Here is an 18,109-nt window from a genome sequence, read left to right as displayed (position 1 = left end):
CCCCTGTCTAATCAATGATATTTTCCAATCCGTAGACAAGCTGATCAATCTTCATGACTTGTTCTACAGACAGTTTTACACCGGACATGAAGGAAGCACGGTTATAAGAATCGTGACGGATCTGCAGCGTTTGGCCGTCCATGCCGAACATCACTTCCTGATGGGCGATCAACCCTGGAAGACGAACACTGTGCAGACGGATTCCGTTTAGCTCCGCACCTCTTGCTCCTGGGAGAATTTCTTTTTCATCTGGATGTCCTTGCTGTTTTTCTTTTCGAACCTCGGAAATCATTTCAGCTGTTTTGAGAGCCGTTCCGCTTGGCGCGTCAAGCTTCTGATCATGGTGAAGCTCAATAATCTCAACATCATCGAAGTAATTGGCAGCCATTTTTGAGAATTTCATCATGAGTACCGCACCCAATGCAAAATTTGGAGCGATGATAGCCCCGATCCCTTTTTCTTCTGTCAGAGATGTAAGTTCTTTCAAATCAGTATCAGAGAAACCGGTCGTACCCACTACAGGGCGGACACCGTGTTCTAATGCAACTTTTGTATGTACTTTCCCGATTTCGGGTGTAGTTAAATCAATCAATACATCTGGTTTTGTTTCTGTAAAGCAGGCATGGATATCTGTGTAAATAAGAGCATCAGACTCAACAGACATCACATCAGATAATTTGTGCTGATCGTATGTATGGTCAACTGCTCCGACTAGGTCAAAATGAGGTGTTTTTTCCGCCAATTTAACAGCTTCTTGCCCCATTCTTCCCCGCGGTCCTGCAATGACTACTTTAATTGTTTCGTTTGACATCTTGATCTCCTCTACTTTCCTTCTTCTTTTCTTGTCCAGCGGTCTTTATCTCTAGTATTAAATTTATGCATGACTCGGTCGTGGGCTTCCTCTAATGAAATATCAAGTGAGTTGGCTAAACAAACCAATACAAACAGCACATCTCCCATTTCCTCTTCCATGCTTTTATCATCTTCAGTCGTTTTTTTTGGTTTTTCTCCATAGCGATGATTGACTTCTCTTGCAAGCTCGCCCAGTTCTTCGGTTAATCTTGCCATCATGGCAAGCGGGCTGAAATACCCTTCCTTAAATTGGCCGATGTAGCGGTCCACCTCAGCCTGTATATCTTTCATTGTTTTATCACTCACTGCACGAAACCTCCTATCATCCTCTTACATGTTAGCTAATTCGGATACGTTTGACAAATGTTTAAGCACGTTTGCTGTTTTCTTTTGCATCCACTATAATATAAACGCTATCTAATGGAAGGAAAAGGGGTTTTGTGTGATGCTTGGAGAAATTAGATTAAAAAACATATTTTTTATTTTAATCGGTGCAGCAATTTTTTCATTTGGCCTGGTTCATTTCAATATGCAAAACAATCTGGCAGAGGGTGGATTCACGGGAATTACGCTATTGCTTTATGCCCTTTTCCATATTAGTCCTTCTATTTCAAACCTGGTTTTGAATATCCCGATCTTTTTTATCGGCTGGCGTTTGCTGGGCAAGACGATGTTTGTATACACCCTAGTCGGTACTGTAGCACTGTCTTTATTCCTCAGCATTTTTCAGCGATATGAAATACATATGCCCCTTCAGCATGATCTTGCGCTTGCCGCTTTATTTGCCGGCGTATTCATTGGAGCCGGCTTAGGCATTATTTTTAAGTTCGGCGGTACGACGGGCGGGGTTGATATCATTGCCCGTTTGGTCAATAAGTATTTTGGGATACCAATGGGCCGAACGATGTTTGCTTTCGATGCTTGCGTGATCATTTTATCATTGCTTACCTATCTCTCTTACAAAGAAGCCATGTACACATTGGTTGCCGTTTTTGTGGCGGCAAGACTGATTGATTTTATTCAGGAAGGCGGATACGCAGCTAAAGGTGCAACAATCATCTCTGCGAAAAACGACCAGATTCAGAAGAAAATTCTTGAGGAAATGGAACGGGGCGTTACCATTTTGAAAGGACAGGGATCCTACACGAAAGAGGATCTAGACGTGCTGTATTGTGTAGTGCCCAAAAACGAACTGGTCATGCTGAAAAGTGTGATTAACTCCATTGACCCTCATGCCTTTGTCGCGGTTAGTGATGTCCACGATGTGCTTGGAGAAGGATTTACACTCGATGAAAATAAAAATCCGCTCCCGCGCTAATGTTTCTTGAATGACAAAAGGCGGCTGCCGCCGCCCCTCTTACTCATTTTGGATAATCCCGCTTTTTTAGTTTCTTTTTCTCCGCTCTGTATTTTCTGTAACCGACATAAGTAAGTGCAGTAATGATGATACCGCCTGTAGTGATCATCACCCATAACAAAGACGGATCTGCATCATCCTCTTCCACCCTGTCAAATACACTCTTCAGATCGTTCTGGAGTAGGGAAAGCCGTTCAAGCTTTGTACTCTCGGTCATTTGCTGAAACCCCTCTTGCTCAATCACTTCAATATGTTTTCCGACTGTATCAAGCTGATCTTCTGATATATCGATTGTAAGACTTGGATAAATCAAATCATACAAGCTGATAAATTCGTTCCACTTTTCATGAAAGCTCGTACTTTCATTTTTTTGGACATCCTGCTTGAGTGCGGCAAAGACCTCCATAATCGGCTTCTCCAGTGACCCCCAAAGGGGATCAGACTGATTGTCAACAGCATCCATCAGCATTCTGAACTGCGCGGCTGCTCTGAGCTTTTGTGTGTCTGATGCATCAGACTGTTTTAAACTCCGTACCATATCGTTATAGCCCAAAGTAATCTGGCGAATTTGGGCTCCAGTTAACATGCTGTCTTGCTTCTGTTTTTCAGCGGATTTTAATGTTTTTTCAAAATAAGATAAGACTTGCAGTGCCTCTTCATATTTCGACTGGCGGGTCATTTGAAAAACCGTATCGGATAAATCATTCAATTCCTTGAGGCTTCCCCGCTCTTCAGCCTTGGCGTTCCCATTATAAAAAATAAGAGCAATCAACAAACAGATCGTCAGCTTTCGTTTCATGCAGGTCCCTCCCACTCTCTCTCCTTACAGAATATGAAGGAAAGGACAAGGATAGACCAAGATTGTCTTTACGTCAGTTGAAGCTTTGTTTGCTTTTTCGAAATGACGAGATAGAAGGCAAATCCGATTGAAAAGATGCTCAGCCAAAACGTTCCGTATCCTATGTCAGTCATATATTCAGAAAGCATGGAGTATTGCGGCATCATTCCAAACAGGTAATCAATGACATCATTATGAAGCGTCCAGACCGCAGCGATAACAAGATGCCATAATGAGAATCGAAAATACGGGCTGTACAGCACCCCCTGGACAGCCATTGCAAAATGCGAGGCAATCAGCATATAGCCTTCCCATGGCAAATCACCCGTTACAGCTAATACGAGAAGATTCATTCCGACCGCCCACAAGCCATATTTCACGAGCGTCACTAACGCAAGCGCTTCAAAAAGCGGAGCATTCCGCTTCATGAGAAAGGCCAGCAGCACAAACAAAAAGAAAAACGTTGCTGTCGGGCTGTCCGGGACAAAGATGAGGAAACGGGCCGGCGTCTCCAAAAGCTGAGGCAAGTACCAATAGTATCCGTAAACCGTTCCCAGAAAATTGATCACTAAGACAAGAATAAGCATCGTTCGCTGTCCTAATACATATTGAAACCATTTCACATCAAATCAACTCTCAGTCTGTAAAAATAATGTGTCCATATAAAAAAGCTGACGCCTGGTCAGCTTTTGATAATAAAAGTATATCCTTCCGTTTCGCAATTCACAATACGTTATTTTGCCGTTGTTTCGGAAATGAATTTCGCAAGTTCTTCAAGTTGCTTATCATTTCCTTTGAACACGCCTGCCGGCATTTGGCCTTTTCCTTCAACAGCGATCTTTTTGATTTCTTCCGGCTTCAGTCCGGTGTCTACCAATGAAGGCCCGGCCGCTCCGCCTTGAAGATTATCCCCGTGACATGAAATACAGCCCTGCTCCTGAAAAATTTTATATCCTTCGGCACTGGTATCGATATCCGCTTCTTTTGTGATTTTCCCCTGCTCCTCCGCCTTTGCCCAGTCGTGAGTAGCTACGGACTGCCAGGTCAAAAATACAGCCGCGGAAATAGCCAAGAGCATCATCCCGACAGCCACGGGACGCTTCCATGGCCTTCTTTCCGTTCCCCTGTCGAGAAATGGCGCCAAAAGCAGCGCGCCAAAGGCGATCCCCGGCATAATCATAGCGCCGACCACCGTAAAGCTCCCAGCGGCGTATTCGTATTTCAAAAGCTGATATAAGAAAAGAAAATACCAGTCCGGCAGCGGAATATAACCTGTATCCGTCGGGTCCGCCATCCGCTCCAAAGGCGGCTGGTGTACAATCGTCAAAACAAGAAAACCGATCAGAAAGACAGCTCCGACCATCCATTCCTTCAATAGGAAATTTGGCCAGAAGGCTTCTGTTTTACCGGGATACTCTGAGTAATCCTTCGGTATATTCGGCTTTTTCTCAGCCGGTATCCTTGAGTCTCCTACAAATTTCATCCCTTTGCCCCGGTGCATGTCATCCCCTCCCTTTTATTCGCAGATCAAGTTTAAAGCGGTCCTGAAATCCCCTGCTTACGGATCATAATAAAGTGTGCGGCCATCAATCCAAACAAGGCGGCAGGAAGAAAGAATACATGGATCGCAAAAAACCTAGTCAGCGTTTGGGCGCCTACAATATCCGGATGCCCTGCCAGGAGTGTTTTGACTTGCGTCCCGATCAAAGGAGTGGCTTCAGCGATCTGCAACCCGACTTTTGTGGCAAACAGAGCCTTCATATCCCAAGGAAGCAAGTAGCCTGTAAACCCAAGCCCAAGCATGACAAAAAAGATTAACACACCGACTATCCAGTTCAGTTCCCGCGGCTTTTTATACGCCCCTTGGAAAAAGACCCTCAGCGTATGTAAAAACATCATCACAATGACCAAGCTGGCGCCCCAATGGTGCATTCCCCTGACAATCTGGCCGAATGCAACTTCATTTTGCAAATAATATACCGATTCCCAGGCATTTTTAATATCAGGTACATAATACATCGTTAAAAACATCCCAGACAACACTTGGATAACGGTTACAAAAAACGTCAGTCCCCCAAAGCAGTACACAAACGCAGAGAAATGATGGGCGGGATTCACATGTTCCGGCACTTCGTGATCGGCAATATCCCTCCACATCGGTGTAATATCAAGCCGTTCATCTACCCAGTCATAAATTTTGTTCAGCATGTCACCCTTCCCCCTTAGGCTTTGCTTTTCCAAGATACAGGAAGCCGTCTTTAACTTCTTGCTCGTAATGATCAAGAGGCGCAAGCGGCGGCGTGCCCGGGACATTGGTGCCGTCTTTTTCATAGAGTCCGTAGTGGCAAGGACAGAAAAATTTATTCGGATTTTTAGGATCGCTGTTCCAGTTCACCGTACACCCCAAATGCTTACAAATTGGTGAAAGTGCTACAATCTCATCCCCATTTTTGAAAACCCAAGCTGATCTCGATTCTTCCGACTCATACCAGGCATCGACTTGATTAATTTTGAAATCAAAGCGCTGCGGCTCTTTTGTCAGCTCATCTACGCTGACAACCTGAACCATGTCCTGCTTTCCTGTCGATTTTAATACCGGGTCGAGTGCAAAGCGAACCATAGGCATGAGCATACTAGCCGCCATAAACCCCCCTACGCCTGTAAGCGTATAATTTAAAAATTGACGTCTCGATATATCATGTCTTCCGCCCATCTCTTCTCCCCCCTCAAGGTCAACCCTGCAAACTGACTAAAATAGAAAATATTTCATAACTCTAGACACCCTCATAATATATGAATCTCTCAGCAAGGTCAATATAGCCAAAATATTGTTTATAAGGAAATGTAAGTGTTTTTACGAAGCGTTCCATAACTGTAACAAAACGTTCAAAATTTCAGCTGTGCGTTCATCTAATATTTTTCTTTTTATGGAGTCATTTAAGTGCTCTAACGGAACAGAAGGCGCAACAATCATCTTCCCCAATGACTCTTCGCTACTCCAATGATCATCAGCTGTCAGCAGTACAACATGCTGAAAATCTGATTTGACCTCCTCCTGTAAATCTTTCAGCCCTTGAACGGTATTTTCATTTCTATCAACATATGTATAAGCAGGCAATAAATATACCCGTCCTTTTAACTGCCTTTCCAATTCATCAGCTAGAAGCTGCGTAAATTCGCCTCTTTCTGCTGCTATTTTTAATTGGCTCCCCATTTGTATGTTAATTAATGGTATGACAGCGGTATCAATGTAATCTTTAGATTGTAAATAGTCCTTGGCATCAGGCATTTTCCACCTCATCATCGTTCTCCCCTTTTTACGACAACGAGCCTTGCGTTACACTGCAAGGCTGGTCATGTTATGTGAGCTGATTCAATTGGCGCGATAATTGTTCAAATGCTTCTTTATCGTGACGATCGAGCGCATCGTCAATGTCTTTTAATAATTTTTCTCTTTGGAATGTAGAAATGGCGTGCTCCAGGATTTGTTCAGCCAGCCCCTGATCTTTTTTGTTTTCAAACAGATCTTTCGGAATGTGAGGGTTGGACTCCAGCACCGCCGCATACTCAGGAGAACTGTAGGCTGAACGGAAATTAAGCTGGATAAACAAATCCTGCTGTTTATTTAATCTAATATCATGAAAAGATTTTTCCGCGTCGGTTGTCATGACATTCTCTTTATAAAACCGAAACGGAACTTCTTCAACACAATGTGTTGACATTATAATGCCTCTCGGGCAAAATTCTGCCTGCTCTACAAAATGAACCTTTTCCATTAAAGAATCGTGGCTCATTAAGTAGTTCAGGATCCATACGCACTCTCTGCGCTTTAGCTGATAATGGTTTAAAAACCAACGGATAAAATCCTTTTTCTCATTGACAGAAACAGGGGTCTGCATGTAATTCCCTCCTCTATCGTTCGTATAATCTATACTTATATGTTCCACATAAGCGGTTAAAATTCCTGCTTATCTCGAAAATTCATCCTCGATCCGCAAGATTATTTCTTCCAGCTCTTCATTGGCTCCGTCTATTTCGAGTACCTTTTTCAATAGCGGCAGCGCTTCTTGTTGGAGGCCTTCTTCTAATAAAAAGGTTGCGTATTCGTATAAGAAATCTCTGTCCTCACGATAGTGAAGAAAAGCAGCTTCAAAGGATTGTTTTGCTTCTTCGTATTGCTCTAATTCGGTGTAAGCGCTGGCCAGATACCAATTGTATTTCGGATCTTCTTCCCCGTAGCCCCGCACCTCTTGAATCAGATCAATAATTTGCTCATAATCCTCTTCCTTATGATACACAGCAAGTAAAGTATGGAGTGCTTCGACGAAGCCAGGATCAAGAGCAAGCGCTTCCTGAAGAAGTTTTTTCCCTTCTTCTGACTTCCCGATTTTTAACGCCATCTTTGCGGCATAGAGGAAAAGCTCTTTGTTATATTCATCATACCTGATACCCTCTTTTGCCGTTTTTAATGCCTCTTCATACATCCCTTCAGCCTCATAGCTTTTTGAAAGCGGCATATAAAGTGATGAATAGGATGGATCAAGCTCCTTTAAATCGGACAGCTGTTTAATAGCCGTTTTGATCAGTCCCGCCTGCGAGGCTGTAAATCCATAGCCGAAAATTGTATTAGGGTCAGGATTCTCATCTACAGCTTTTTCATACCATGGAATGGCCTCCTCAAAATCTCCTGATGCACTTAGCGATTCCGCCAATCTTTGGTGGACATTAACGCCTCCGATCTCACTCTGCTCCCCAGCCGTACTTTTAAAATATTGAACAGCTTTTGCATAGGCTCCTTGAGTAAAGTATAGCTCGCCTAACGCAAAATCAATGATTGGTTCATTTTCAAGAATAGACTTTGCCTGTAAAAGCTTTTGCTCACTTACTTCGAACAGCCCCTGCATCTGATAAAGATCAGCCATGAGCAGCAGGCTTTCCGGATATGATGGGTCTGATTCCGGGATCGTTTCCAGCACAGCCAATGCTTTTTCTTCTTCGTCAATATCTATTAAAAGTTCAGCATAAAAATTCGTCAGTTCTGTTTCATACGGATATAAATCATGCAAATCACTAATCAGTGAGATCGCTTTCTCTACATTTCCCCACTCGTAATAAAGCTGTGCTGCGATGGCTTTATCTTCATCATGAAGCTGTTTTTCGGCCTTCGAGAGGGTGTTGAGTCCCTTTTCTGTTTCTCCTGCTTCAACTAATTTTATGGCTTCTTGAATTAATGTATTCAAATCGGACCGATCCTTTCTTTTCCTAACAACATCAATCATACATAAAAGTCTTATTTGTTCGGGTTAATCCTATCATAATTCAGAGGATAGCCCTCGGCAAATAAGATGCTTACACTGTACGTCAAGGAATTTCTGAGTCTTATTAGTTTATCAAAAGATCCTGCGATAGCAAATAAAAAAAGGAAGATAGCCCTCTATTACAGTAAAGCAGCCCTTGACCTGCCGACTTGTAAGTAAAGCCCCCCTCCCTCTTTTGTGTTTTTATATTCCTCTATAAGACAGGCTATGTTTTTTTCCTTCAGTTTATGACTGATAAACGCTCACACAACAAATCCTGAAGCATAAACTTCAGGATTTGTTTGAAAGCTTATTTAAATGATCAAAAAAGTTTGGATATGACACATGAATGGCGTCTATCTGTCCGATCTCAATCGGCTCCTCTGTTAAACAGGAAGCTATGCCTAGCATCATCCCGATCCGATGATCTCCATGACTTGATACTTTCGCGCCGCCTTTGAGAGTTTGTTTGCCGTATACCTTCATTCCGTCTTCAGTCGGTTCAATCTCAGCACCGAGCTTTCGAAGCTCTGAAACAACTGTATCGATACGGTTCGTTTCTTTCACTTTAAGCTCTGCGGCATCCTTAATGACTGTTGTTCCTTCCGCCTGAGTCGCAAGTAGCGCAATAATAGGAATCTCATCAATCAAACGCGGAATCATATCTCCGCCAATTTCAACCGCTTTAAGAGATGACGTTTCAATGATCAAATCTCCATAAGGCTCTGCGCTTTCGTCAACAGATGGTTTGATTTCAAGCTTTGCCCCCATGTTTTGAAGCACATCGATGACACCTGTCCGAGTCGGATTTAACCCCACGTTTTTCAGTACAATTCTGCTGTTTGGAATCATTGCGCCAGCTGCAAGGAAAAATGCGGCTGAAGAAATATCTCCGGGAACAAAAATATCTGCAGCCGTAAGCTGCTGGCCGCCTTTTATGGAGACACTTGTCTTGTCCTCTGCCAGTTTCACTCCGAAAGCAGACAGCATCCGTTCAGTATGATCTCTGGATTTATGAGGCTCGGTGACAGCGGTAGTTCCCTCAGCCTGCAACCCGGCAAGCAGAACAGCCGATTTAATTTGAGCGCTGGCCACAGGTGATACATAGTCAATGCCTTTTAATGTACCGCCGCTTACTGACAGCGGTGTAAATTCTCCGCCGGCTCTGCCGTCAATTTTAGCGCCCATTTGTTTCAGAGGCTCTGTTACACGCTTCATTGGGCGTTTCGCAATGCTTTCATCCCCAGCTACCGCGCTGTAAAAAGGACGGCCCGCAAGGATTCCGAGCATCAGACGAATCGTTGTGCCTGAATTACCGACGTCTAACAGACTTTCTGGTTCTCGCAGGGAATCCATCCCTTTCCCGTGAATGACTACATCACTGCCGTTTCGCTCAATTTGAACACCCATCTTACTAAAGCAATCGATGGTGCTCAGACAGTCTGCTCCCGGCAGAAAATTTTTAACAGTTGTTGTGCCTTTCGCAAGCGCGCCAAACATAACAGAGCGGTGAGAAATAGATTTATCACCGGGAACATGTATTTCGCCGTTTAACGCCTGCACCTTTTCTCTTTTCATTGTTTCCACCTCAATCAGCATAAAAAGTTTCGTATTCCGCGCGGGCTTCTATGCACTGTTCGGCCCGTTTACGGTCATCATCGGATTGAAAACTGATCCTTAAAATCCCGTTAATATCTTCTCTCGTTTCAATAATGCGGATATTCGTTATACTGATGCGTTCCGCAGCAAGTATAGCCGTTATCTCGGAAATCACCCCAGGATGATCTGGCACGTCTACGTATAAATCATAAAATGCCGGTATTGCGCCCTTCTGGCGGAGAGGCAGTCCATCACGGTAGTCCTTTGCCGTTTTAAAATAATTGAATAGTTTTTCCGCATCTCCATGCTCTACATATGTCCGGATCGTTTCAATCTCACGAGTCCACTCATCAAAACGATCTAAAATCTTATCTTTATTATGTAACAGAATATCACGCCACATTGCAGGACTGCTTGATGCAATCCGGGTAATATCCCGAAAACCGCCGGCAGCAAACCGCTTCACAAGCGGATAAAGCTCTTCCGAGTGATGGGTCTGATGCACAAGACTGGCTGCAACAATATGCGGAAAATGACTGATCACGCTTGTTACGCCATCATGCTCTTCAGGCGACATTTCTACAAATTGGGCATTCGTCCCTTGCAGCATATGTTTTAACTGATTGACCGCTTGTCTGTCCGTTTTACGGCCCGGGGTTAAAATATAAAACGCATTTTCAAACAGAAATTCCTTTGCAGCGGCAACTCCTGATTTATGCGAGCCCGCCATCGGATGCCCTCCGACAAATTGGTAGCCGGCAGGCAGCACTTGATCGGCGTAATGAACCACTTTTTGCTTTGTGCTTCCTACGTCAGTAATCAAAAGCGGATGCTTAATTTCTGAATGGGCCAACTCTTCAAGCATAAGCAGCGTTTGCGCAACAGGTGTTGCAATAATAACGGTTGCAGCTTTTTTCGCGCCGTCAATAAACGATTCAGCACTCTCGTCTATCACACCTAATTTTAAGGCAGCCACTACCTGCTCATCTGAGATATCGACCCCAATAATGCGTTTTTCCGGATGTTTTTTTTTGATGGCTAACGCAATAGAACCGCCTATCAATCCGAGACCGGCGAGCAATATTGTATCTTTGATTTGATTCATTCATCATCACCTGGTTCATAGACTAAAGAGGTGATTCTTGACCACCTCTTATAAAATTTCAGCTAAAGTTGCGAGAATTTCCTCGTTTTGCTCTTTCGTGCCGATCGTAATCCGGAGTGAAGTCGGGAACCCTAATGCATTTCCTGATCGGACAATATAACCTTTTTGCAGCAATGCCTGAAACAACTCATCAGACGGGCGGTTAAAGTCTATTAAAACAAAGTTTGTCTGTGAAGGGTAGCACTTTAATCCGTGTGTTTCCGCAAAATCATAATACTGCTGAAGGCCTGCTTGATTTTTCTCGATACAAGAAGCGATAAATTCTTGATCGTCAAGGGCTGCAATCGCGGCAGCCTGGCCAAGACGGCTGGTGTTAAACGGCTCTCTTGCCGGCTCTATTTGGCGGATCAATTTTTCGTCAGCAATACCGTATCCGACTCTAAGCGCCGCCAGACCGTATGTCTTTGAAAACGTGCGCAATATCATCAGATTGGAATACGTATTCAAAAGCGGTATGCTTTCCGGGTAATCCTCAGCTGTTACATATTCATAATATGCTTCATCAAGAACAACGAGGACACGAGAAGGAACACGTTCCAGAAAGGAAGTCAATTCTCCTTCAGTTGTATAAGTTCCAGTCGGGTTGTTCGGGCTGCAAATCCAAACGACTTGAGTCTGTTCGTCAATCGCTTCAAGCATCGCGTCTAAATCATGAGAGCCGTCAGAACGAAGGGCAATTTCACGAACTTCAGCTCCTTCAATCACCGCATTATGCTTATATTGCGGAAAAGTCGGTGCTGCTGCAATCGTGTTTGTTTTGTCGTTTAAAAAAGCCCGGCATATAATTTGGATGATTTCATCTGAACCATTACCGAAAATAAGTGATGTTTCGCTCACATTGAGGTGCTCACTGAGCCTTGTCCGCAAAGCTGCGCTATATCCATCGGGATAAAGCGCAAGCTGTTGAATTTCATGATGAAGCGCCTCTTTTGCAGCTTCCGAACAGCCGTACGGATTTTCGTTTGATGCAAGCTTCACGACTTTATCCAAGCCATATTCTGCTTTTACTGCTTCAATCGGTTTACCCGGCTGATAAGGCTTCAGTTGTTTTAAATGTTCTTTGATACGCAAATCCAGTCACCTCATTTTAAACTGTACAAACCGCCAAACGTCTTCGCGTAATCTTCAAACTCCTGCACTGCACGATCTCTCATCTCAGTGCTGATGAGCCGATCCTTTAATTCTTCTATCTTTTTGACGAGCGCACTTCCCACTACGACACCGTCACAGATTTCATTCATCTTGACCACCTGCTCGCGGCTGGAAATACCAAACCCAACAGCAACCGGCACAGCGCTGAGGTTCTTCACTGTCCGGATAAATGGATAAGCTGATGAATTGAACTCATTTCGGACACCGGTCACACCTAACGAAGATACACAGTAGACGAAGCCCTCGGCTTGTTCAATAATCGTTTTCAAACGGCTTTCGCTTGTCGGTGCAACTAAAGAAATATACGTTACCTCATGGGTTTTGCATTCCGCTTGAAGGCTGGCGCTCTCTTCTAAAGGCAGATCCGGAACAAGCAGGCCGTCTATATGATTTTCCCGCAGTAAAGCGAAAAAGTATTCTTTGTTCAATTGTAACACAGGATTATAATACGTAAAGAGGATAATGGGAATATTGACGCCATTTTTTTTCATTTCTCCGCCTAATTCAATCGCTTTTACAATATTCATCCCGTTCTCAAGCGCCCGTTTTGAAGCCCGCTGAATCACCGGACCGTCTGCCAGCGGATCAGAGTATGCTACACCAATCTCAAGTGCCGTGGCACCCGCTTTTTGGAGAGACTTAGCCAGTTCGATTGATACTTCCGGCAACGGATCACCCGCTGTAATAAACGGGATAAACAACTTTCCCGACTGCTGCAGGTCTACTTTAAACATGCGCTTTCACCTCATCTTCCAATACGTTCATTAATGTGTTGACATCCTTGTCTCCTCTTCCTGATAAACAGACGAGGATAGTTTGATCCCGCCCCATCTCTTTTGCGATTTTAAATGCCTTCGCTAATGCATGAGCAGATTCGATCGCTGGTAAAATCCCTTCTTTTTCTGACAATAGTTTTAACGCGTTTACTGCTTCTTCATCAGTTATGCTATCGTATGTGACACGGCCGCTTTTATGCAAATAGGCGTGCTCCGGACCAATTCCCGGATAGTCAAGTCCTGCTGAAATTGAATAAGGCTCAATAATTTGACCGTACTCGTCTTGAATGAGGTAAGTGAGCGAACCGTGAATCACACCGACAGTTCCTTTCGTAATGGTAGCGGCATGAAGCGGGGTGTCAATTCCTTTTCCTGCCGCTTCAGCACCGATCAGTTCAACATCTTCGTCTAAAAATGCCTGAAACATGCCTATCGCATTACTTCCGCCGCCTACGCAGGCAACGACTTTATCCGGCAGTGTTCCCTCAATGTCTTTCAGCTGATCCTTCGCTTCCTCTCCGATCAGTTTTTGAAATTCCCGGACAATTTGCGGGTAAGGGTGCGGTCCGACAACCGATCCAATCATATAAAAATGATCCTCACAATGCTGAACCCAATAACGGATAGCCTCATTTGTCGCATCCTTCAGTGTCCCGTTTCCGCTTGTGACCGGCACAACCTCTGCTCCAAGAAGCTTCATTCGGAATACGTTCAGAGACTGGCGGGCGACATCCTCTTCACCCATAAATACAATGCAGGAAAAACCAAACTTGGCAGCAACTGTGGCGGCGGCTACTCCATGCTGTCCGGCACCTGTTTCTGCAATGATTTTCGTTTTGCCCATTTTTTTTGCAAGCAATGCCTGGCCTAAAGCATTGTTGATTTTATGAGAACCTGTATGGTTTAAATCTTCTCTTTTCAAATAAATTTTGGCGCCGCCTAAATGTTCTGTGACTCGATCGGCATATGTTAATGCGGTCGGCCTGCCGGAATATTCAGCTAACAGCTTATGATATTCTCCCCTAAAAACAGGATCATCCTTTATTTCCTTAAATGCTGTTTCAATTTCTTCTAACGGCTGCATAAGAGTTTCCGGAACAAATTTCCCGCCAAAATCGCCGTATCTGCCTATTTCATTCGGATATGGATACATATCGGTTCATCCTTTCTTCTAAGAGCCTAATCAGTTTGTCATCTTTTTGTCCGTTTTTTTCTATTCCGCTGGCAAGATCGACTCCGCCCGGTCTCCATTTTAATAAGTCTGCGATTGTGTCGGGATTCACACCGCCTGCGATGAAACACCGTTTCCCCGTTTGTTCAGTTTTCTGCTGATATTCAGGCACACAATCCCAAGCAAAAGCCACTCCAGTCCCGCCTCTTGCCCCTTTTACAGATGAGTCAATCACAAAACCGTCTACAGAATCGTTAAAGCGGTCCAAGTCCTGAATTGCTGTGCTGTTATGATGGAGCGCCTTCCATATTTCACAATTTGTCAGCAGACGGAGGGCTTCAGCATCCTTTGGCGTCTCATCACCATGAAGCTGGATGACGTCAAGCTGCAAATCGCCTGCTATACGGGAAATCGTTCCCAGCGATTCATTCACAAAAACGCCTGCAATCTGTTTTTCGGTGCGAACTTGGCTCAGCCACTTTTTCACAGCTGCCGGAGATACTTTTCGTTTACTGTCAGCAAAAATAAAACCCAGATAATCTGCCTGTGAATCCGCTGCAAGCCGCAGATCCTGCAGAGACCGTATACCGCAATACTTTAATGCCGGTTTTTTCACATCCTCACTCCCCATACAAAGCATGGATTGCTTTTTTCTGTGAATGCTGTCTCATCAATGACTCTCCGATGAGAACAGCTCGTGCTCCATGTTCTTTGACAAATGTTAAATGTTCTAAAGAACCAATGCCGCTTTCACTGACAAGCAAGCATTCTTTCGGAACTAGGGATGCAATCTGTTTCGTCTGTTCGAGCGAAGTTTCAAACGTTTTTAAGTTTCGATTATTAATACCGAGAATATCAGGGGTGAATACCTTCACTATTTGTTCAAGCGTCGTTTGATCATGAACCTCCACTAACACGTCCATTTCCTTTTCCCCTGCTTCGAGATACAACTCGTGAAGCTGTACGGGATCAAGCACCTCTCCGATTAACAATATGGCATCTGCTCCGATTCTCTTTGATTCCTCCACTTGAATAGAATCAATAATAAAATCTTTTCTCAGCACCGGAATCGAAACAGCACGCTTTACGTCTGATAAATAACTGTTTTTCCCTTGGAAAAACGGAAAGTCAGTTAAAACAGAAAGCGCGTCTGCCTGCGCAGCTTCATAGTCTTTTGCAATCTGCTCCGGAACAAAATCTTCTTTAATGAGTCCTTTTGACGGCGACGCTTTTTTGACTTCGGCAATCAATCCGATAAAACGGTTCGGATTAGCCAGCGCCTCTTTAAAAGACCGTTTTTCAAAAGGCTGCTCTTCTGGCAGGATGAGAGTTTTGACTTCTTCTTTTTTTTGATTGATTATGTTTTCAAGCATAGATCTCTCCCTCTTTCTGTTTCAGTCTATTGAGCTGCGCTGCGGCACCTCCGCTTACAATCGTTTCTAACGCAAGCTCCGTTCCTTCTTTCAGTGTTTCGGCAATACCCGCCGTGTATATCGCAGCGCCGGCATTAAAGGCTGTAATATATAAAGCTGATCGGCTGCTTTTATTTTCAAAAATATTCTGAATCAGATGAGCGCTTTCTGTCGGTGACTGCACCTGTATATCTTCAAGTCTGCCATTTTTGAAGCCGAAGTCTTCGGGTGAAACAGTATATTCCCGGCGCTCTCCATCCTTTATTTCAATCACATCGGTCGGTGATGTAACCGAAAGCTCATCTAAACCGTCACGGCTTGCTGCGAATAGTACATGCTTCGGCTGGAACATTTCCAGTGCGCTTGCCATCAATCCCGCTTTTTCAGCAGAATAGACACCGATCACCTGACGCTTCGCCCGCAAAGGATTGCTGAGCGGTCCGAGCAGATTAAAAATCGTTCTGAATCCGAGCTCTTTTCTTGTACCCGCTACATGTTTCATGGACGAATGATAAAGCGGCGCAAAGAGAAATCCCATGTTATTTGTTTCAATGCTGATTCTGACTTCTTCAGGTGTGGTTTGGATTGGTATCCCAAGCTCTTCTAGAACATCGGCGCTTCCGCTTTTAGAGGATACGGAGCGATTGCCGTGCTTAGCAATTTTAGCTCCTGCTGCTGAAGCAACGATTGCCGATGCCGTTGAAATATTAAAGGTAGAGATGCCGTCACCGCCTGTACCGCATGTGTCAACCACATCATGAAGTCCGTCTACCGTAAGGGCATGTGTCCGCATGGCCTTCACAAAGCCCGCCAGCTCTTCTGCAGTTTCGCCCCGATGAGCCAGGATAGACAATATACCGCCCATTTCAGAAGGAGTCATTTCTGCTGTCATCATCATATTCATAAGCGCTTCCGCTTCAACAGCAGTAAGTGTCTTACCGTCAACGCACGTTTGCAGAAATTGGTTCATCGGCTTCATCCCCCTTGCTACGAAACATGTCTTCAGCAATATGAATGGTTTTCAGCAGTGCGCCCGCTTTGTTGCAGCTTTCTTCATATTCGGCTTCCGGCACAGAATCAGCAACAATACCTGCTCCAGCCTGTATGGATGCGACACCGTTTTTTACGCTCATGGTGCGGATCGTAATACAGGAGTCGATATTCCCGTCAAATCCGATGTAGGCGATGCAGCCGCCGTATGTCTCTCTCGGTGTCGGCTCCAATTCATTTAAAAGCTGCATGGCACGGATTTTTGGGGCCCCGGTTAAAGTTCCCGCAGGAAAAGCCGACATTAGCGCATCAACAGGGTGAACTCCCTCTTTCAACCTCCCTGTGACGACTGAAATGATGTGCATAACATGTGAAAATGAGACGATCTTTGTGAACTCCGGCACAGCAACCGATCCATACTCTGCCACTCTGCCGATATCGTTTCGAGCTAGATCAACGAGCATATAATGCTCCGCTTTTTCTTTTTCATCTTTCATCAGCTCAATTTTGAGTTTTTCATCTTCCTCTTTGTCTGCGCCTCTTTTTCTTGTTCCGGCAATCGGATGGATTTCCAAATGCCCGTCTTGAACGTGGATTAACCGTTCCGGAGAGCTGCCGACAATCTCTCTGTCCGGGAGTTTTATATAATACATATACGGCGAAGGATTGACGATTCGCAGCACTCTGTACAATTCGAAGGAATCTGCTGTTATCGGAATCTCAAATTTTTGTGACAGGACACCTTGAAAGATGTCACCTGCTTTTATATATTCTTTGATCTTTTCTACATCTGCCATAAACGCAGATTTTTCGTAATTTGAAGATACTGAATCGAAACCTGGTGTCTTATATGACTCAGATGAAAGAAACAGTTCTTTTATGTTTTTTTGATCCATCATCTTATCAATGAGGCCTTGTAGCTCTCGGTGATTTTTATTGAACACAGCAATTTTTTCAGCTTCAGTTTCTTGTCCATTCAATCTAGCATACTGAATAAAATGGACGTTTTTTGTTTCATGATCATAAGCAATTAATGTGCTGCAAACAAACAGCATACACTTTTCAAATTCCGTTTCCTTCCTGTGGCGAGGAACAGAAGGTTCAATCATCGGGATCATGTCATAGCTTAAATACCCGACAGCTCCGCCTACAAAGGGAATGGCAAGCTCTGGCGTTTTGATTTTGTATGCTGCATTCATCCAATCCAGAACCTCTTTTAATTCTTTTCCAGTGTAAAGGGATCGTCCATTCTCATCTTGAGCAGTAAAATCATTTTGCTGTTCTTTGATCGTTAGAAATGGCTGAAGGCCGATGAACGAATATCTGGACCAATTTGATGTGTCATCCTTGCTTTCAAGAAGGTAAGTGATCTTCCTGTCCAGCTGCTCGATCATTTGGATAGGTGTCAGTGTGTCAACTGTGAATGTCTCCACAATCGGTATGGTGCGGTAGGACATACTGTCCTCTAAAAATGCAGAAATGTTTGATTGGAAATTCATT

The 18,109-nt window shown here is 44.1% G+C and carries 20 protein-coding genes; 1 reads left to right on the top strand and 19 read right to left on the bottom strand.

The window, feature by feature from the left end; translation table 11 throughout:
• Nucleotides 1-7 precede the first annotated feature (7 nt).
• Both dapB and LNN34_RS03985 read right to left on the bottom strand, forming a co-directional pair.
• Complete coding sequence (dapB, locus tag LNN34_RS03990; protein ID WP_059336620.1) at nt 8-811, bottom strand: 4-hydroxy-tetrahydrodipicolinate reductase; 804 nt, start codon at nt 809-811, stop codon at nt 8-10.
• An 11-nt stretch (nt 812-822) separates the two neighbouring features.
• The gene (locus LNN34_RS03985) at nt 823-1,158 is read right to left on the bottom strand and encodes a nucleotide pyrophosphohydrolase (RefSeq protein WP_059352445.1); all 336 of its coding nucleotides are present in this window, start codon (nt 1,156-1,158) and stop codon (nt 823-825) included.
• A gap of 139 nt (nt 1,159-1,297) precedes the next feature.
• Between LNN34_RS03985 and LNN34_RS03980 the strand changes: the two genes are divergently transcribed.
• Complete coding sequence (locus tag LNN34_RS03980) at nt 1,298-2,170, top strand: YitT family protein (RefSeq protein ID WP_044155146.1); 873 nt, start codon at nt 1,298-1,300, stop codon at nt 2,168-2,170.
• A 43-nt stretch (nt 2,171-2,213) separates the two neighbouring features.
• On the opposite strand, the gene ypjB is transcribed toward LNN34_RS03980, so the two are convergent.
• The 17 genes from ypjB to trpE form a co-directional block, all read right to left on the bottom strand.
• The gene (gene ypjB / locus LNN34_RS03975) at nt 2,214-3,008 is read right to left on the bottom strand and encodes a sporulation protein YpjB (RefSeq protein WP_044155141.1); all 795 of its coding nucleotides are present in this window, start codon (nt 3,006-3,008) and stop codon (nt 2,214-2,216) included.
• 68 nt (nt 3,009-3,076) lie between these two features.
• On the bottom strand, nt 3,077-3,670 hold the full coding sequence (locus LNN34_RS03970; protein ID WP_229042777.1) for a DUF1405 domain-containing protein: 594 nt from the start codon (nt 3,668-3,670) through the stop codon (nt 3,077-3,079).
• A gap of 110 nt (nt 3,671-3,780) precedes the next feature.
• Nucleotides 3,781-4,548 carry a menaquinol-cytochrome c reductase cytochrome b/c subunit gene (locus LNN34_RS03965; protein WP_010334724.1) on the bottom strand — a complete coding sequence of 256 codons (768 nt, stop codon included), beginning with the start codon at nt 4,546-4,548 and terminating at the stop codon, nt 3,781-3,783.
• A 32-nt stretch (nt 4,549-4,580) separates the two neighbouring features.
• Nucleotides 4,581-5,255 (bottom strand): menaquinol-cytochrome c reductase cytochrome b subunit, encoded by a 675-nt coding sequence (qcrB, locus tag LNN34_RS03960; protein ID WP_003225560.1) that lies wholly within the window; start codon nt 5,253-5,255, stop codon nt 4,581-4,583.
• Nucleotide 5,256: 1 nt separating this feature from the next.
• The gene (locus tag LNN34_RS03955) at nt 5,257-5,760 is read right to left on the bottom strand and encodes a ubiquinol-cytochrome c reductase iron-sulfur subunit (RefSeq protein WP_010334725.1); all 504 of its coding nucleotides are present in this window, start codon (nt 5,758-5,760) and stop codon (nt 5,257-5,259) included.
• A 141-nt stretch (nt 5,761-5,901) separates the two neighbouring features.
• Entirely contained in the window at nt 5,902-6,348 is a 447-nt protein-coding gene (locus LNN34_RS03950) for a YpiF family protein (protein ID WP_059293702.1), read from the bottom strand.
• A gap of 58 nt (nt 6,349-6,406) precedes the next feature.
• Nucleotides 6,407-6,946 carry a ReoY family proteolytic degradation factor gene (locus LNN34_RS03945; protein WP_003225551.1) on the bottom strand — a complete coding sequence of 180 codons (540 nt, stop codon included), beginning with the start codon at nt 6,944-6,946 and terminating at the stop codon, nt 6,407-6,409.
• 69 nt (nt 6,947-7,015) lie between these two features.
• Nucleotides 7,016-8,287, bottom strand: coding sequence for a tetratricopeptide repeat protein (locus LNN34_RS03940; protein WP_229042775.1), 1,272 nt, complete (start codon nt 8,285-8,287; stop codon nt 7,016-7,018).
• A gap of 348 nt (nt 8,288-8,635) precedes the next feature.
• Nucleotides 8,636-9,922: a 3-phosphoshikimate 1-carboxyvinyltransferase gene (gene aroA, locus LNN34_RS03935; protein ID WP_059293700.1), complete on the bottom strand. Its 1,287-nt coding sequence runs from the start codon at nt 9,920-9,922 to the stop codon at nt 8,636-8,638.
• A gap of 10 nt (nt 9,923-9,932) precedes the next feature.
• Nucleotides 9,933-11,048: a prephenate dehydrogenase gene (locus LNN34_RS03930; protein WP_229042771.1), complete on the bottom strand. Its 1,116-nt coding sequence runs from the start codon at nt 11,046-11,048 to the stop codon at nt 9,933-9,935.
• Between the two features lie 48 nt (nt 11,049-11,096).
• Nucleotides 11,097-12,179 carry a histidinol-phosphate transaminase gene (hisC, locus tag LNN34_RS03925; RefSeq protein WP_229042769.1) on the bottom strand — a complete coding sequence of 361 codons (1,083 nt, stop codon included), beginning with the start codon at nt 12,177-12,179 and terminating at the stop codon, nt 11,097-11,099.
• 11 nt (nt 12,180-12,190) lie between these two features.
• A complete protein-coding gene (gene trpA / locus LNN34_RS03920; RefSeq protein WP_229042768.1) occupies nt 12,191-12,994 on the bottom strand; it encodes a tryptophan synthase subunit alpha in 804 nt (267 codons plus the stop codon).
• Nucleotides 12,987-14,189, bottom strand: coding sequence for a tryptophan synthase subunit beta (gene trpB, locus LNN34_RS03915; RefSeq protein WP_229042766.1), 1,203 nt, complete (start codon nt 14,187-14,189; stop codon nt 12,987-12,989). Before trpB ends, trpA begins: the two co-directional genes overlap by 8 nt.
• Nucleotides 14,170-14,823 carry a phosphoribosylanthranilate isomerase gene (locus LNN34_RS03910; RefSeq protein ID WP_229042765.1) on the bottom strand — a complete coding sequence of 218 codons (654 nt, stop codon included), beginning with the start codon at nt 14,821-14,823 and terminating at the stop codon, nt 14,170-14,172. The genes trpB and LNN34_RS03910 overlap by 20 nt, the downstream gene beginning before the upstream one ends.
• 4 nt (nt 14,824-14,827) lie before the next feature.
• Complete coding sequence (gene trpC / locus LNN34_RS03905; protein ID WP_229042763.1) at nt 14,828-15,580, bottom strand: indole-3-glycerol phosphate synthase TrpC; 753 nt, start codon at nt 15,578-15,580, stop codon at nt 14,828-14,830.
• The gene (gene trpD / locus LNN34_RS03900; RefSeq protein ID WP_229042762.1) at nt 15,573-16,589 is read right to left on the bottom strand and encodes an anthranilate phosphoribosyltransferase; all 1,017 of its coding nucleotides are present in this window, start codon (nt 16,587-16,589) and stop codon (nt 15,573-15,575) included. The genes trpC and trpD overlap by 8 nt, the downstream gene beginning before the upstream one ends.
• Nucleotides 16,561-18,108 carry an anthranilate synthase component I gene (gene trpE / locus LNN34_RS03895; RefSeq protein WP_101860364.1) on the bottom strand — a complete coding sequence of 516 codons (1,548 nt, stop codon included), beginning with the start codon at nt 18,106-18,108 and terminating at the stop codon, nt 16,561-16,563. The genes trpD and trpE overlap by 29 nt, the downstream gene beginning before the upstream one ends.
• Between the last annotated feature and the right edge of the window lies 1 nt (nt 18,109).

The sequence above is a fragment of the Bacillus sp. AF23 genome (assembly GCF_020861455.1).
Lineage (GTDB): Bacteria > Bacillota > Bacilli > Bacillales > Bacillaceae > Bacillus > Bacillus halotolerans.
This window is presented reverse-complemented; position numbering and strand designations above follow the sequence as displayed.